Source organism: Vibrio sp. 1167, from assembly GCF_033340375.1.
In the GTDB taxonomy this organism is placed as follows: Bacteria; Pseudomonadota; Gammaproteobacteria; order Enterobacterales; family Vibrionaceae; genus Vibrio; species Vibrio alginolyticus.
Genome location: NZ_JAWOWK010000002.1, coordinates 364,619 through 380,909, shown reverse-complemented (window position 1 = coordinate 380,909; position 16,291 = coordinate 364,619). Strand labels below are relative to the sequence as shown.

Genomic DNA, 16,291 nt, shown 5'->3' with positions numbered 1-16,291 from the left:
AAAAGAGCACAAAAACGTCAAAAATGTCATCTTTAGTTAATCTGCCGTTTAGCTGTGCCCTTTTGTTTTAGAAATAGTATTGAATAGATAGCTCGATAAAATCGTCATCTCTAGCGAAGTAGAGCAAATCATTTGGTGTTTCATTTTTAAACAACCAAGCATCAATTTGCCACTTAACGTGATTCGATATTCGGCTCGATGCTTCTAACTTAGCATTGTAAACATCATCGTTATCTAAATCCTTCGTAATTCCCGTCAATACTTCCGTTCCGTCCTCATCATTGAGCGCCCAACGAATACCTGCAAACACATCATTTTGACCGATAGTTTGTGCGTTGTTCCCACGACTGTCATAGAGGTACTCACCAATAACCCCCACATCCCAAACCGTGTCAAATGCACCGACGAAGGTATACTCAAAGCCCGTCACAAGACCGACATGATTATCAGCACTATCTCGATAAATACTTTCCAGTTTCCATAACCAATCGCCAACGATTCCTTGCACATCCAGACCGACATGACTCATCAGAGCGTAGTAAGGCTTTAATTCTCCGTACTCAAAACGAAAGTAAGGATCCCGGTTTGTTCCATATAAATAGCTCAGGCCTACGTCCCAATCGCCAAGCATTTTCGAATATCGAAAAGCCACATCTACGTGCTTCTCTTCTCTGCTTGATTCATAAATAGCATCATCAGAGACAACGGGGTCGGTTCGCAAGCGGCCATCTGTACCCGCAAACGTTCGTTCCCTAAAGTAAGGTAACAACATTGCGTGGACGGTGCCCCAGTCTTTGAAAGAGGTAAAATGTAACATCGGCTGACCGAGTTTATCTTCACCATCGACGGCTTCAATGGCATCTGTTTGGTTTACTACATCAACTAAATGGGCTGATTCAGTCACTCCCCAAAAGACCTTACTAATCCCAACTCGAAGCTCATAATCATCCCAATAAGTCAGATAAAGTGCCTCTCGTATGTCACCATGACTTCGCTCATCGTCTAGACCATCCAGGCGATAGAAAGGTGTGAAAGTAAAGTTTGCATCACCATTTTGCATCTCCCAGTAAAATTCTGGCTGCAAAACCAGTGACGTTTGCGCTTTGCTCTGACCCTGAGAGCCCGTTTTAAAAAACTGACGATGCTCAATATTGACTTGTCCTGCAAGCTCGACGGCAGTCAGAGGCATCGAGTAAAAAAAGGCTGCTGCACTAAGCAACAACCCAGCATTTAATCGCTTCATTTTTCCTCCACTACCTCACTCGCTTCAACACATTCTTATGAAAGTCATTGTCTTGTAATCCAGTGTTAAAACGCATTTCGCTAGTCGTTAGCTCAGTACTTTTTCCTGTTTGATGGTTTGTCATCGCCATAGTGTGCGCTCGCCAATATTGGTTGAGATATTGCTTGTAATCGGAAAAAGAAAGCGTTTTTAACAAAGAGCCTTTGCGGTCGTAAAACTCAACTTTAAGTGGACGATAATGCGCTTTATCTAACCATACCGTTTGCTTGGTATAACCTGAGTTCTTATCGGTCGGAATTTGCTCTACAACGAAAGCATCTTGCCCGTTTATGCTGTCATCTTGTAGGTAGTTGAAACGGTATTTTTCAATCTCAAAGGAACTGAGATCCTCATACGCGAATTCACTGCCCATAAAAGGACCTGATTTGTTACGCGAGGAAATACGTTTCACACGTTTCAGTGCAGGAAGGTAAAGCCATTGGTCATCGGCACCCACCGTATGAGAATGGTTAAGAAACGCCGTGCCTTTTACATCTCTCGGTTCATCAAATATCGTGAGCCCTTTGTCACCATCGCCATCAACTTCGAGTGATTGTAAGCGCATTAAACGTGTGCTGCTTTCTCCTTGCGCGTTTCGCAGAATCATTTGCATCGTAGCAACAGAATCCCCCCACCCTTCATCACGGGCTTTGCGCTCTTGGGCAATTTCTAGTCCTTTGGCTTCATCCGCCAACACCGCATGACTCATAATAAGCGAGACAGAAAGTACTGATACTTTTAAGGCATTTTTTACTAAATTCATGTTCGATCCTTTAATTCGTTATGACTGAGTAACAGTCTTGGTTTGAGAGTCAGTTGATTTAAGCTTATTTCGGCGCTCCACCTCGTCGTAAACGCCTTTGTCAAACAACATCAGTAGAGTCGGTAGGAAGATGAAATCCACAACAAGGGCAATAAAGATGACAATGGCACTCAGCTGTCCCATATCGGCATTTAAACGGAAGCTCGACATCGCCAGAACAGAGAAACCAGCAACAAGCACGACCGTCGTAATCCAGAGTGCGCGCCCCACGGTACGAAAGGCGTAGCGAACCGCTTGCTCCGCACTGTGGCCATCTTTACGAGCGTGTTGATATTTAGAAAGAAAGTGAACGGCGTCATCGACAACAACACCAAGCGTTAATGTCACAACGACAGACAATCCCAAGTTAATCTCGCCAGAAACCAGCGCCCAAATACCAAAACCAATAAGCGCAGGAGCAATATTCGGGACAAGACTAATTAAGCCAAGCTTGAACGAACGCAAGGCAAAGATCAGTAATGCAGAGATTAAGACAAGAGTAATGGGCAAGGTTGACAGCATGCTGGCCATATTCGTTTCACCAATATGCGCAAACATCAGTGAAGGACTAGACGCAACAACATCATATTGAGGCGCGTTTTCGTTAAACCATTGGTAAATGCGATTTTCCAAATCAACAAGCTCGACGCTGCCCAAGTTCTCCACGGTGAGAACCATCTTGATCGACGACTTATCTACATTGATTTGGTTGTTCAAATCTAAACCATACGGTAGTGACATTTCATAAAGCAGCAGATATTGAGCCGCTAATTCTCTGTCTTGAGGGAGCGAGTAATAAGCCTGATCATCTCCATGCATGTTCTTGTTTAGGCGCTTATAAACATCGCTCAAGGTCGCAACATGGTCCGTTTCTGACTGCAACCTTAGCCAGTCAGTAAATTTACCCACGGAATTGAGAAAATTAGGATCGGCAATGCCCTGCGATTCGTTGGTTTTTATCGCGATACTGATGTTCGCCATGCCACTGATTCGCTCTTCCATAAAATCAGCCGCTCGGCGAAATTCATTGCTATGGCCAAAGTACTCGACGGATTCATCATTGACTTTGTTCAGCGGAATCAAGCTCGCACTCGCGACAATAACAAGCACCGACAACGGCAATAACGCATGTCGCTTTGACACCACGAAATCTCCTAAATGATCCATAAAGTGCTTTCTTTCATCAGAAGTATCCGACTTCACCGTAACCGGAAGGATATTAAGCAAGGAGGGAAGTAACGTGATGGAAAGGAAACAAGCAACCATGACGCCAAGGGCTGATAGGTTGCCGAAATCTCTCAGGATTGGAGAATCCGACATATTCATCATTAAAAAGCCGATCGCGGTGGTAATGGAGGTAATCAAGATAGGCATGAAATTGAGCGCAATACTTCGCTCAATAGAGTGGGCTTTACTAAAGCCGTTTTGCATAGACTGACGCATTGTCGCGATGATGTGTACACAGTCTGCGACGGCAAGCGTCATCACCAAGGTAGGCACATTAACGGTCGCCGTGCTTAAGAACATACCAGCCCATCCTGACAAGCCCATTGTAACCATAACCGAGCCGATAATAACGATGAGTGTCGCGATGACGCTAAGCAATGAGCGCAACATGATGGTCAGAAACACCAATATCACTAGTAACATAGTAGGCACTAATGTTGCGCTATCATCTTGGGCTGCGGTCATAAACGCGTAGTTCATTGCAATAATACCAGCCTTATGGAATTCCGTGTCTGGGTACACTTGCTGATAACGCTCAATCATTCCGTTTATGTAAGCAACCACCTCTTGTACTTCAGCAGTTTTATCTATTTCAGGGAGTTGGACCGTAATGTTTACGACCGTGACATCTCCTTTTTCAGAAATCAGTGAACTTTTCAAAACCGGCTCACTCAACGCAATACTTTTGACTTTCTCTACTCGTTGAGGTGTCAATTCATATTCGCTATACAGTAAATCTTCGACAAGAAGATCATCTTCAAACGCTTCGGTATGCTGGTAGTTGGCGAGGGAATCAACGCGGGTCGAGTATGGAACTTGCCACGCCTCGTCAGTGATCTGCTGAATAAGAGATAATGTGCTAGGAGTAAAAACAGTGCCGCTCTTTGGCGCTATAACCAAAGCAAGACTGTCAGATTTTGCAAAGGTGGTTTGAATTTCATCAAACGCAAGTAACTGCTCATTTGTTCCATCAAAGAAGATGTCGTAATCTCCTCTAAAGTAAAGATTTTTTCCTCCAATAGTTGCTATGACAATCAATAAAACGGTAGCAAGCATCACCAATACACTGTAATTCGTTGGTAGCTTACCCCACCCTGAACGGGCGTATTGTTGAACGTTGTGATGTGGCATCACACTCTCCTTTTGTGACGTTTCGTCAAATTTAAAAACTAAAAAAACAGCAAATGCTGTAAATAACCAGACAAACTCGACATGCAAACTTTAGATCGAATGAATTTGGCTACATAAGTTAGTTTTTAGTAACTTCCTATGCTTCTCGTGATCATTGGCTGAACGCCAACCTTCGAGATTTAATGACGATTCGTCACAATAGTGCGATAAAAAAGCCAACCATAACGTCAGATTGGCCTTTCCAGTTTATCAGCGATTCACTGACTCTAAATAAGCAAGCTCTTCACTAAATAACTCCTGCTCCACTCGACGCCAGGTTTTACGGTAGTCCCATTCTGTAGATAAAGGCGACCAACCTAAACCATCAAGTAACATATTCGCGTTGTGCAGTACTGAGAATGGGTCTTGAATTCGCTGAATACATCGACTGTTCGATGCATTTTGCGCCAAAGCGTTTGAACCGAAGGCAATAGACCAGTTGGCGAATACAATAGCATCTGAACCAATTGCGGGAGAAAACTTAAGATCACCACATTCTACCGCATTGTTCACTAGCGCATCAGCACCATCTATTACTTGTTCTTCCAAGTTATTCAGTTCATTCACACGTTTAGGCGAAGCCTTCTCTAGAACCCAAGGCGTCTTTGCAACAATCGCACAAGTTGATAGTACTGGCTCCATACGAGCGTAAATACGATAACCTACATGCATCGCAATGATTTTTTCTCTGGTATTGCCATTAAATTTGGCGGTACGTTCGAAAAATATTGCTTCGCTTTTCAGCGAATGAATACAAAGCGCAAGAATCACATCTTCTTTGCTGCAAAAATGATTGTAGATCGTCCCTTTAGAATAAGGGCTTGACGCTGTAAGCTTGTCCATCGTTAAGTTGGCAAAGCCTTGCTCTTGAACTAAAGACTTAGCCAATTGAATAAGCTCTATCTCACGATCAGCAATCGCCTGTTGCTTTTTTGTTAGCCCTGAAGACACACGACATCCGTCTTGCTTGCTATATTTTTTACAGCGAAAGTTAAACATAATCCTTTGATCCGTATACCAACACACTCCCAATAATTGTAACACGATTCTTTAATACAGGAACGCAACTAAAGTTGACGAACCGTCACAAATGACACTTCGTCATAATAGATCAAAAAACAAACATTTCAAGTATGAATTTATAATTAGAAGATAAATAGCTACCAATTATGCATACCCAAGTAGCTACAGGATGCTTGGTTCAACGAGAATGGTTTCTTTGTAGAGGAAGCGAGAGAGGCTTTGGGAGGAACAACGAAGGAAATCAGCATGTTAAAAATGACGAAAGTAGATACTGAACAGGTATTATTCGAAATAAGCCCAAAACACTTTAAGTCTGAATTAAGAGCAAACACCGCTGAATGCCCTACTTACAAAGTATTTGCTGTCTTAGGCTTTTTCTTTTGCAACGCCCTTTCAGAAACTCTCTTCAAAAAAGGCTCAAAATCTATATAGATAGGCTTGGCTTATCACCTGCAGATGCGATGGCATAACGAATATCATCAATAAATCGCCCCTCTGTCTCAATAATGCCGTCAGAGAATGTGACTGGCTGATGTGGCCCAGCAAGTAGAACAATATTAGTAAAATCAGAGACATTAAAGTTCTCTGCTACAACATTTTTGGAATGAAAATCGATGACGGTCTTTGCGACTTGATCTTCCAGTAACAAAAGCTGTTCTTCGGTAATTTTCATACGCGCCAAAGCAACGCGAACACACTTATCGTGGGTAGTCGTCTGCTCTTTTATGATTTCGGTATATTTGTCGTTGAGCTTGGAGTTCTCTGCATAGCTATAATATAAAGGTCCGTGCAGCGTTATATTTTTATCTTCATCAACGTAAACGAGATCCAACAACTCTAATGCTTTTAAGTAATCGGACATGCTCTGCTCAGACAAGTCATACTTTTTCTTTAAAATAGAATAGCCGTCTTTACCTCGTAACATTCTCAATTCACGATAAAAGTCGTAAAGGTGAGGGAATTGAAAGAATACTTCATCCTGTGTGCGACTAAAGTAATCCTCGTCTTCACCTTGCAATTGATTTGCGAGCTTTTGTAGTTCATCTAACGTGCAATCAACCGCTCTACAATATTCCAGCAACTTATCTAAAGCGAGATTCGTGCTTGTAAGATGTCTCTTAAAGGTAGATAGTGGCATACCCATTTTCTCAGATAGCTCTCGATATGTTAGCCCTTTTGTTTTAATCGCTTGGCGTAATGCGGCTAGCAAGTATTCGGGAGTCAGATCTCTCATCTACAATTCCTTTTGGCAATGTTACAGCTGTATAGTATTTGTAACAATTTAGAACCGCTTGGCAAGGTATAAGTTCATATTTTTATAAGAAAAACATGAATTAATATACCGAAAAGAGAATTCACACAACAAATGAAAAATTCAATATGAATTCAATTTCATTATAGATATAAAATAATATGCAAAATAAAAGTGAAGCAATTACTCTAAATCATCGTGATTAATTTTAATAGTAACGTAAAGTTGAGAATATAAACCTATTCTCTCTACAAAAATCTAGAATAATTAACCTAAAAGGAACAGAACGGTAAATGCATAATAATTCACCGCTCTCTATTAGCATTTTTGCAATGCTATTCAAGTAGACTAGTCCGCTAGTTTCACTGCAGTACCAAATGCCAAAATTTCCGAAGAACCATCTACGATTGAGCTTGTGGTAAATCGAATCCCTACTATTGCATCGGCACCTTTAGATTCAGCGTCCGCCACCATGCGCTGTATAGCAATATCACGCGCGTCGGTCATCATTTCCGTGTAACCACGAATTTCGCCGCCAACAATGCTCTTGATACCCGCCATGAGGTCACGGCCAATATGCTTTGATTGAACAACATTACCAGTTACAACCCCTCTGATTTCAGAGATCTGCTTGCCAGGAATGCTTTCGGTCGTTGTGTAGATCATTTTTAATCCCTTATAAACGTAAAAATTTATACCCAAGCTACCTTATAACTAACATAAGATGCTAACCAATAAATTGAGAAGACTGATAAACAATACTCTAAATAGCCAAGCTAAAAGTCATTTGGGTATAAATTTTAGCAATAAAAAAGGAGAGCTAATGCTCTCCTTCTCTTAATCCTAAACTGCTAATTAAAGAGCAGCTTTCGCTTTTTCAACTAGAACTGCAAATGCAGCTTTGTCGAATACTGCGATGTCCGCAAGGATCTTACGGTCGATCTCGATAGATGCTTTCTTCAGACCGTTGATGAAACGGCTGTAAGATAGACCATTTTGACGAGATGCCGCATTGATACGTGCAATCCATAGTTGACGGAATTGACGTTTCTTAGCGCGACGGTCACGGTAAGCGTATTGACCAGCTTTAGTAACTGCTTGGAAAGCTACGCGGTAAACACGTGAACGCGCACCGTAGTAACCTTTAGCTTGTTTTAGAACTTTCTTATGACGTGCACGAGCTTGTACACCACGTTTTACGCGAGGCATTATGCTTCTCCTAAACTAAACGATTGATAACTAAAAAGAATTAAGCGTATGGCAACATACGGATTACTGCAGCCACTTCACATTTTGGAAGGATTGCATTCGGACGTAGTTGACGCTTGTTCTTAGTAGTACGCTTAGTCAGGATGTGACGTTTTGTAGCGTGCTTGTACTTAATACCACCAGCAGTTTTCTTAAAACGCTTAGCAGCACCTTTGTTGGTTTTCATCTTAGGCATGATGAATAACTCCGCATTGAGTAGGTTTAATAAACAACGTAATTAGGGCGAACAAAACCCAGCCATATGCCTTTATATAAAGGAAAGCGGCTAGGTTTTAATTACTTGATGAGCCGTTAATTACTTCTTTTTAGGGGCTAGCACCATGATCATCTGGCGACCTTCAATCTTCTTAGGGAAAGATTCAACTACAGCAATTTCTGCAGTATCTTCCTTAAGACGATTTAGAACGTCAACACCGATGTCTTGGTGTGCCATCTCTCGGCCACGGAAGCGAATTGTTACTTTCACTTTGTTGCCTTCTTCAAGGAAACGCGTCAGGTTGCGTAGTTTTACCTGATAGTCTCCAATATCAGTTCCAGGACGGAATTTTACTTCCTTGATCTGGACCTGCTTTTGCTTCTTCTTCTGCTCTTTAGCAGTTTTGCTCTTCTCGAAGAGGAACTTACCATAGTCCATCACACGACAAACAGGTGGCTCGGCGTTAGGACTGATCTCAACGAGATCCATACCAGCTTCTTCAGCAGCTGCAATGGCTTCTTGAATCGATACAACACCAACTGATTCACCGTCAGCGCCTGTTAGTCGAACTTCACGAATACCACGAATTTCACCGTTGATACGGTGCGGGTTTTGTTTTACCGGCTGTTGGCCACGTCTTCCGCCTTTAATAGCTTATTCCTCCAGATTGAGCTTACGGCTAGAGATCTCGTCTTGGATGTATGCAATAAAATCATCCACTTTAAATTTACCAAGATCTTTACCTTTACGAGTACGCACTGCAATTTCGCCAGCTTCCATTTCTTGGTCACCAACAACAAGCATATACGGTACACGCTTCAAAGTATGTTCGCGGATTTTAAAGCCAATCTTCTCATTTCTCAAGTCCGCTTTAGCTCTAATTCCACTTTTTTGTAGTTTTTGTACTATTTCTTGAACATAACCTGACTGTTTATCAGTAATGTTCATAAGAACTGCTTGTTCTGGCGCCAACCAAGTTGGGAAGAAACCAGCATATTCTTCGATAAGGATACCGATGAAGCGCTCTAGTGAACCTAGAATCGCACGGTGAATCATTACCGGTACAAGACGTTCATTGTTTTCACCTACATAAGTTGCACCTAAGCGACCTGGTAGGTTGAAGTCTAGCTGGACAGTACCACACTGCCACGCACGGTCTAGACAATCGTATAGTGTGAATTCAATCTTAGGACCGTAGAACGCACCCTCGCCTTCTTGAATTTCGTATGGAATATCCATCGATTCAAGAGACTGCTTCAATGCTTCTTCAGATTGATCCCAGATTTCATCTGAACCTACACGTTTCTCTGGACGAGTAGACAGTTTCACTACGATGTTGTCGAAACCAAATGTTTGGTACGTATCGTACACCATCTTGATACAGTTTGTTACTTCTTCTTGAATTTGGCTCTCAGTACAGAAAATGTGAGCGTCATCCTGAGTAAAGCCACGTACACGCATAATACCGTGTAGTGCACCAGATGGTTCGTTACGGTGACATGAGCCAAACTCAGCCATACGTAGCGGTAGGTCGCGGTACGATTTTAGACCTTGGTTGAAGATCTGTACGTGACCTGGACAGTTCATTGGCTTAATTGCGTATTCACGGTTCTCAGAAGAAGTTGTGAACATTGCATCAGCGTATTTATCCCAGTGACCTGAGCGTTCCCAAAGAACACGGTCCATCATAAGTGGACCTTTCACTTCTTGGTAACCGTACTCATCTAGCTTAGCGCGGATGAATACTTCTAGATCACGGAAGATAGACCAACCATTGTGATGCCAGAACACCATACCCGGTGCTTCTTGCTGCATGTGGAATAGGTCTAGTTGCTTACCAATCTTACGGTGATCACGCTTCGCCGCTTCTTCTAGGCGAGTTAGGTGCGCTTTCAGTGCTTTCTTGTCGTGGAAAGCCGTACCGTAGATACGTTGAAGCATTTTGTTGTCGCTGTTACCACGCCAGTAAGCACCTGCAACATTCAGCAAAGTGAAGTGTTGACAGAAGCTCATGTTAGGAACGTGAGGACCACGACACATGTCGATGTATTCTTCATGGTGGTAAAGGCCTGGACGATCATCACGAGATACGTTTTCGTCTAGGATTTCCACTTTGTATGGTTCGCCACGTGATTCAAACGTATCACGCGCTTCCTGCCAGCTTACTTTTTTCTTAACCACTTCGTACTTGGTTTTCGCTAGCTCTTTCATACGCTTTTCAATCTTTTCAAGATCTTCTTGCGTTAGAGATTCGTCTAAGTCGATATCGTAGTAGAAGCCATTGTCGATGGTTGGACCGATCGCCATTTTAGCTTGAGGGTAAAGCTGCTTAAGAGCGTGACCAAGAAGGTGAGCACAAGAGTGACGAACGATTTCTAGACCGTCTACTTCATCTTTAACTGTGATGATTTCAAGGCTTGCGTCTTCTTCAATTAGATCACACGCATCAACGCGGTTACCGTTTACACGACCAGCGATAGTTGCTTTTGCAAGACCAGGACCGATCGATTGCGCAACTTCCATAGTAGAAACTGGGTTGTCAAATTGACGCTGACTGCCGTCAGGAAGAGTAATAATAGGCATGCTATGTCCTTTACAGTGGTGTTGCACACCAAGCAACACATGTTATTCAAATTAGAAGCTATTTGTTGAAAATAGTTGAGAGTCAATAAAGGCCTCTCGGTAACACGAATACCGGACCGTTATCGAAAATGGGATTGTACCTAGCTCACATTTAGAATGCAAAGCGCGATTTTGTTTTGTCATAAGAACTTAACCGCAGACCCGTCACTACAATCTGATCATGCTTTTTTTAAGAGACCGCATAGCTGATGAATGGAATTGCCCCTCAATGAACTTACACAACAAATTACAATATCCCCTATTACGTGTGAACCGATACAAAGCCTAACACGCTGGGCGAGAGCTCAACGTGCGATTTAGGTATATAGTTGTTTTATAGAGTAGTTTGTATGTAGGTATTCATCATGGTCTATTTCAAATCGCGCTTTATGGTGCTTCTAAGCACCTCGATATGTTCTTTGCAAGCCTTCGCATCAAATGACTTATATGGCCCGCTGCGTTCTTACGCACAATCCCCAATGCAAGTGGTTAGTCACACCAACATACTGCGTTCAGGACATAGTCTGCCCTATGGTTTTGTCGAAGCCTATGGTTCAGGAACCGTGGCAAGTGTTTGGGCTCATACTGATGAATACGCACTGGATTATTACCACAATCAAATCGAATTAGGCAGCAAATGGCAAGTCAGCAACCGTTGGCAGTGGGAGCTCAACTATCGATGGGTCTTTGCCGCTGACAACCATTTAGATGGACTGACGAAAAGCTTCCATAAACTTTTCGGTATCGGACAAAATGGGCGGGATAAAGTAGACAGAGATCGTTTTTACATTTCAATGCCGCAATATGATGTGCTTGAAGATGATTTCGAAGGACAAACACTGGCCAATAACCTATCTACTTACTTACAGTATCAAGTGTTCCAAAATGAACATCACGGCCTATCGATTGGCGGCAGTTTGTATTTTAACGATGTGGCTCACGGCACTTTTCAAGGCAGCAGTTTCGAGCAAGGCTTCCAATTAAACTACAGCTACTTAAGTGATGCTCATGCATTTTATTCGATGATTGGCATGACTTTTCGTTCGGATGACCGTGCCTTGCTCGATCTGCCTTATCGACATAATACGATTGCCATTGCAGGTGGGTACCGTTATTCCTTAGAAGATAACCATCACCTGATGTTGGAATATCATTGGTATCAAGGCTCAACAGAAGGACCCACAGAGTTTGCTGATGCCTCTAATGAACTGGTATTGGGCTATCGATATCTAATGGAAAATTCAGCGCTTGAGTTTTTAGCCGTAGAGAACGCAAGAAACATGGATAACAGTACCGATATCGCTTTCACAATAGGATATCGGTACATATTTTCATCAAGTTGATGAGAGCTATAGATTTAGCGTTGGTGCAACTGCGGCTGCGACTTGAGCATCGGTTGCATTGATCGGCAACGTAAACGAGCGATATTGGTCACCAGCCAAACTGAGCGAACGGTCAATCTCTGCCAAACAATGCATGACCTGTCCTTCCAGAATAAAAGAAAGCTCAATTTCTTTTGATGAGATAAAGCCGTTGTTACGGAACTCTAGCTCTTGATAAATACCAGAGCGAGAGGAAAACGAGCCACCGCGCAAAAAGCCTTTTTCAACATCGGCTTTAACCATAGTGAAACCAGCTTGCTCGATCGCTTGAATAACCCGAGATGCTACTGGTAGTGGTTTCACTTCAATATAGTCACGGTCACGCGGATCAATTGCAAAATCAATATCTAACGTCGTCTCGACCCAAACATGACATTGATTCTTAAGTGCGCTAACCGCAGTAATTGGTGTTTCATCATGCAGTTTTAGCTCAAACGGAACCTGCTTTTCTTCATTAGGTTGAATCACAAAAGGGTCAACTGCTTTCAATTGATCAATAGTGAAGGTTTGGTAACTTACGCTATCATCCACTTCGACTTTCATTTCCGTGTTCAATTTAATCGTAATAGCATCAATTTGTTGTTCGACATCTCCGCCTTTGATATGAACATGCCCTTTCAGCGTCGCTCCTTGAAACACGCTCATTTCGTCCAAAATGGTATCTACTTTTGCAGAGCCGATCCCCAGTGATGCTTTCAATTTTTTAAACATATTTTTCCTTTTTTAGCGACTTTTCTTCTAATAATCGTTTGTTTACACAATTGTTTTCTGCTGTGCAAGCAATAGACCACAAGAAAATGTTTGAATTCAATCATCAAGCCAAATAATGCTCAGCAGCAAGAGTCATTCAGCCCTGCTATAGGATTGTTCGGTCACTAAGCGGTACATTCGTCGAGAAATGTTTGCAATTTGTACCTAAATTAAGCAGTATTTGTATAGTCAAATAAAGGGAAATCATTATGTCTGCACCACTCTATATTCAAATTAAACAATTTATCCTGGATAAAATTGATGCTGGAGAGTGGGTAGTTGGTCATCGCATCGCCACCGAGATTGAGCTTACCGAGCAATTTGGTGTCAGTAGAATGACAGTGAACAAAGCAATTCGGGATTTAGTAAATGAGGGCCGATTACAACGTCGCCCACGCTTAGGCACGTTCGTGTGTGATCCTGGTGAAAAGTCAGAATCTCCCCTGCTAGACATTCGAAACATTGCCGAAGAAGTCAGCGATAGAGGGCGAAAGTATGGCAGTAAAGTGCTCAAACAGATTGCCATAAAAGCAGATGACAACATTGCGACAAAACTCGGCGTTATGCTAGGCACGACAGTGTTTTACAGTGAAATTATTCACTATGAAGACCAAACGCCGATTCAATTGGAGCTCCGCTGGGTGAATAGCCAATATGCCCCGAGTTATTTAAATCAAGACTTCACACAAATCACTCCAAATCAATACCTGTCAGATAATTGCCCACTCAGCGCGATAGAACATACTGTAGAGGCAATTGTGCCTGAAAGCCGTATTAAGCAAGACTTAAAAATGCAAGCCAATGAACCTTGCCTTCTCTTGAATCGCAGAACGTGGAGCCAAGATAAGTTAGTCAGTACCGCCCTACTTTATCACCCTGGTAACAAATATAAGCTGAGCTCAAAAGTGCTCATTTAAGGACAAGGTTTGTCCTCTAGATCTACGTTTTGATCACATTTTAGCAACATCAATCTTGTCAGTGTTCTTATTTTGCTCTATTTATTTGTATATACATTTAATGATACAAATAAACACAGGGACACAAACATGGATTTGCTGATTGAAAACGCACGTCTAGTTACCATGCAATCGGGAGAATGCGGATACCTTCCAACGCCTCCAGCGCGCATTGGTATTCAATCTGGAAAAATCGTTGCGATCAGTACTTGTGCCATTGGTGAAGACGCACCGCAAACCGAGTCTCTGCTGTCTGCCCAACATTACGCTCAGAGTATCGACCTTCAAGGCAAGTTAGTTCTGCCAGGTTTGATCGACTGCCACACTCATCTTATTTACGCGGGCAATCGTGCCAACGAATTTGAAATGCGCTTAAACGGCGTGCCATATCAAGAAATTTCCAAACAAGGCGGTGGGATACTTTCAACGGTGCATGCGACGCGTTCAGCAACCGAAGCGCAATTAGTTGAGTTAGCGTTGCCACGTTTAGACGGGCTACTCGCGAGCGGCGTCACTTCTGTCGAAGTGAAATCAGGCTACGGATTGACACTGAATGATGAAGTAAAAATGCTCCGTGCAGCCAAAATGCTTGAACAAGAGCGCAAAGTTAAAATCACCACTACACTTCTCGCCGCTCACGCCATTCCGCCAGAGTTCCAAGGTCGTGCAGATGATTATATTGAGCACATTTGTCAGGACATAATCCCTGTTGTCGCAAAGGAAGAATTAGCTACGAGTGTCGATGTTTTTTGTGAATCGATTGGTTTCAATCTTGAACAAACAGAAAAAGTGTTTGTAGCTGCAAAACGCCACGGCTTAAAGGTTAAAGGGCATACTGAGCAACTTTCTAATCTCGGTGGTACAGCCCTCACTGCGCAATACAACGGTCTGTCAGCGGATCACATCGAGTTTTTAGATGAGCAAGGTGTTAAAGCACTTGCTCGATCAAACACCGTCGCCACTCTATTGCCTGGCGCTTTTTATTTTCTAAGAGAAACTCAGTTACCACCGATTGAGTTGTTGAGAGAGCATAACGTGCCGATGGCAATTGCTACGGACGTCAACCCAGGTACATCACCATTTTCTGATCTCACACTCATGCTGAATATGGCGTGCACACTATTTCGCCTTACACCGCAAGAAGCACTGCGTGGTGTAACGCAACATGCAGCCAAAGCTCTGGGTTATCAAAACTCACGTGGCGAAATCAAAGTAGGGTTTGATGCGGACTTCTCTATCTGGGATATCGAAAGCCCTGCGGATTTAAGCTATCAAGTCGGAGCAAAACGTCTGGTAGGTCGTATAGTAAATGGTGAATACATTTCACACGGAGGCCAATAATATGTCTCAATTCGACCTACACTCTCCCCTATTTCATTGGCAAGGCCGTCATGATGCCGAGGACGGCAAGCTTGGTCAGCGAATTCATCACGTTGTTCAACGCCAAAAAGCAGATGAGTTGAGTGCCGTTGCGCATGGCGTCTCATTACTCGGTTTTGCTACCGACGCTGGCGTTGCGAGAAACAAAGGACGCATTGGCGCGAAAAAAGCGCCAGACTTAATCCGACGAGCACTCGCTAATTTAGCATGGCACCAAGACGCCCCACTATATGACTTAGGTACTGTGGTGTGTGAAGACGACTTACTGGAGGAGAGCCAAGCTCTATGTGCAGCAACCATTTCAAGCGCACTGCCCCATACGCCAGTCATCGTGCTGGGTGGTGGGCATGAGATTGCGTGGGCCTCCTTTTCCGGCTTAGCGGGGTATTTTAAAGAGCACTATCCAGAGAAGAAACCTAAAATCGGCATTATCAATTTCGATGCGCATTTCGATTTGCGCGCATTTGAGAGTAACCTCGCCGACATAAGACCAAGCTCTGGTACACCCTTCAACCAAATTCATCATTTTTGTCAACGTAACGATTGGGACTTTCATTACGCTTGTATTGGTGTAAGCCGTAGTAGCAACACTAAAGCGCTATTTGAAAAAGCAGATGCGTTAAATGTTTGGTATGTAGAGGACAATCAGCTCTGCTACTTAAACCACAGTTATCACTTAACTCAGCTTCAGCATTTTATTGACGACTGTGACTACCTCTATTTGACCATTGATCTAGATGTATTTCCTGCCGCAACCGCACCTGGAGTCAGCGCACCAGCAGCTCGGGGAGTGAGTTACGACACTATTGCACCCTTTTTAGAGCGAATTCTTCATTACAAAAATAAGCTAATGCTGGCTGATATCGCCGAATACAACCCAAATTATGACGTCGATAGTCAAACTGCACGATTAGCTGCCCGTTTGTGTTGGGATATCGCCAACGCGATGGCGGAAAAACAGCACAAACCATAATGCATCC

The 16,291-nt window shown here is 43.0% G+C and carries 16 protein-coding genes; 5 read left to right on the top strand and 11 right to left on the bottom strand.

All coding sequences use genetic code 11. From position 1 onward, the window contains the following. Positions 1–67: 67 nt before the first annotated feature. The 4 genes from R7Z78_RS05070 to R7Z78_RS05055 form a co-directional block, all read right to left on the bottom strand. Positions 68–1,243, bottom strand: a complete 1,176-nt coding sequence (locus tag R7Z78_RS05070; protein WP_017634846.1) for a hypothetical protein — start codon at positions 1,241–1,243, stop codon at positions 68–70. 10 nt (positions 1,244–1,253) lie between these two features. Next, entirely contained in the window at positions 1,254–2,045 is a 792-nt protein-coding gene (locus R7Z78_RS05065) for an outer membrane lipoprotein-sorting protein (protein WP_104975256.1), read from the bottom strand. Positions 2,046–2,063: 18 nt separating this feature from the next. Continuing rightward, positions 2,064–4,442 (bottom strand): efflux RND transporter permease subunit, encoded by a 2,379-nt coding sequence (locus R7Z78_RS05060; RefSeq protein WP_054574058.1) that lies wholly within the window; start codon positions 4,440–4,442, stop codon positions 2,064–2,066. A gap of 249 nt (positions 4,443–4,691) precedes the next feature. Next, positions 4,692–5,480: a TetR/AcrR family transcriptional regulator gene (locus tag R7Z78_RS05055; RefSeq protein ID WP_005377913.1), complete on the bottom strand. Its 789-nt coding sequence runs from the start codon at positions 5,478–5,480 to the stop codon at positions 4,692–4,694. Positions 5,481–5,750: 270 nt separating this feature from the next. Here R7Z78_RS05055 and R7Z78_RS05050 point away from each other — a divergent pair, with 270 nt between their 5' ends. Further along, positions 5,751–5,936 carry a hypothetical protein gene (locus R7Z78_RS05050; RefSeq protein WP_017821820.1) on the top strand — a complete coding sequence of 62 codons (186 nt, stop codon included), beginning with the start codon at positions 5,751–5,753 and terminating at the stop codon, positions 5,934–5,936. On the opposite strand, the gene R7Z78_RS05045 is transcribed toward R7Z78_RS05050, so the two are convergent. The 6 genes from R7Z78_RS05045 to thrS form a co-directional block, all read right to left on the bottom strand. Beyond that, entirely contained in the window at positions 5,929–6,738 is an 810-nt protein-coding gene (locus R7Z78_RS05045; RefSeq protein ID WP_005377917.1) for a helix-turn-helix domain-containing protein, read from the bottom strand. The genes R7Z78_RS05050 and R7Z78_RS05045 overlap by 8 nt on opposite strands. A gap of 366 nt (positions 6,739–7,104) precedes the next feature. Then, positions 7,105–7,422 (bottom strand): heavy metal-binding domain-containing protein, encoded by a 318-nt coding sequence (locus R7Z78_RS05040; protein ID WP_005377919.1) that lies wholly within the window; start codon positions 7,420–7,422, stop codon positions 7,105–7,107. Between the two features lie 189 nt (positions 7,423–7,611). Further along, positions 7,612–7,965 (bottom strand): 50S ribosomal protein L20, encoded by a 354-nt coding sequence (gene rplT / locus R7Z78_RS05035; protein ID WP_004727974.1) that lies wholly within the window; start codon positions 7,963–7,965, stop codon positions 7,612–7,614. A gap of 40 nt (positions 7,966–8,005) precedes the next feature. Continuing rightward, on the bottom strand, positions 8,006–8,200 hold the full coding sequence (gene rpmI, locus R7Z78_RS05030) for a 50S ribosomal protein L35 (RefSeq protein ID WP_005377932.1): 195 nt from the start codon (positions 8,198–8,200) through the stop codon (positions 8,006–8,008). Positions 8,201–8,320: 120 nt separating this feature from the next. Further along, on the bottom strand, positions 8,321–8,872 hold the full coding sequence (gene infC / locus R7Z78_RS05025) for a translation initiation factor IF-3 (protein ID WP_080276913.1): 552 nt from the start codon (positions 8,870–8,872) through the stop codon (positions 8,321–8,323). Positions 8,873–8,875: 3 nt separating this feature from the next. Beyond that, positions 8,876–10,804, bottom strand: coding sequence for a threonine--tRNA ligase (gene thrS, locus R7Z78_RS05020; RefSeq protein ID WP_005395892.1), 1,929 nt, complete (start codon positions 10,802–10,804; stop codon positions 8,876–8,878). Positions 10,805–11,208: 404 nt separating this feature from the next. Between thrS and R7Z78_RS05015 the strand changes: the two genes are divergently transcribed. Next, positions 11,209–12,186: a DUF3187 family protein gene (locus R7Z78_RS05015; protein ID WP_104975254.1), complete on the top strand. Its 978-nt coding sequence runs from the start codon at positions 11,209–11,211 to the stop codon at positions 12,184–12,186. Between the two features lie 6 nt (positions 12,187–12,192). On the opposite strand, the gene R7Z78_RS05010 is transcribed toward R7Z78_RS05015, so the two are convergent. Beyond that, positions 12,193–12,936 (bottom strand): sporulation protein, encoded by a 744-nt coding sequence (locus R7Z78_RS05010; RefSeq protein ID WP_025766828.1) that lies wholly within the window; start codon positions 12,934–12,936, stop codon positions 12,193–12,195. Positions 12,937–13,184: 248 nt separating this feature from the next. Between R7Z78_RS05010 and hutC the strand changes: the two genes are divergently transcribed. The 3 genes from hutC to hutG all read left to right on the top strand — a co-directional run bounded on the left by hutC (position 13,185) and on the right by hutG (position 16,284). Continuing rightward, complete coding sequence (gene hutC / locus R7Z78_RS05005) at positions 13,185–13,892, top strand: histidine utilization repressor (RefSeq protein WP_005385493.1); 708 nt, start codon at positions 13,185–13,187, stop codon at positions 13,890–13,892. A gap of 129 nt (positions 13,893–14,021) precedes the next feature. Next, complete coding sequence (hutI, locus tag R7Z78_RS05000) at positions 14,022–15,272, top strand: imidazolonepropionase (RefSeq protein ID WP_005377945.1); 1,251 nt, start codon at positions 14,022–14,024, stop codon at positions 15,270–15,272. A 1-nt stretch (position 15,273) separates the two neighbouring features. Further along, positions 15,274–16,284: a formimidoylglutamase gene (gene hutG, locus R7Z78_RS04995; RefSeq protein ID WP_005377946.1), complete on the top strand. Its 1,011-nt coding sequence runs from the start codon at positions 15,274–15,276 to the stop codon at positions 16,282–16,284. The last annotated feature ends 7 nt before the right edge of the window (positions 16,285–16,291 follow it).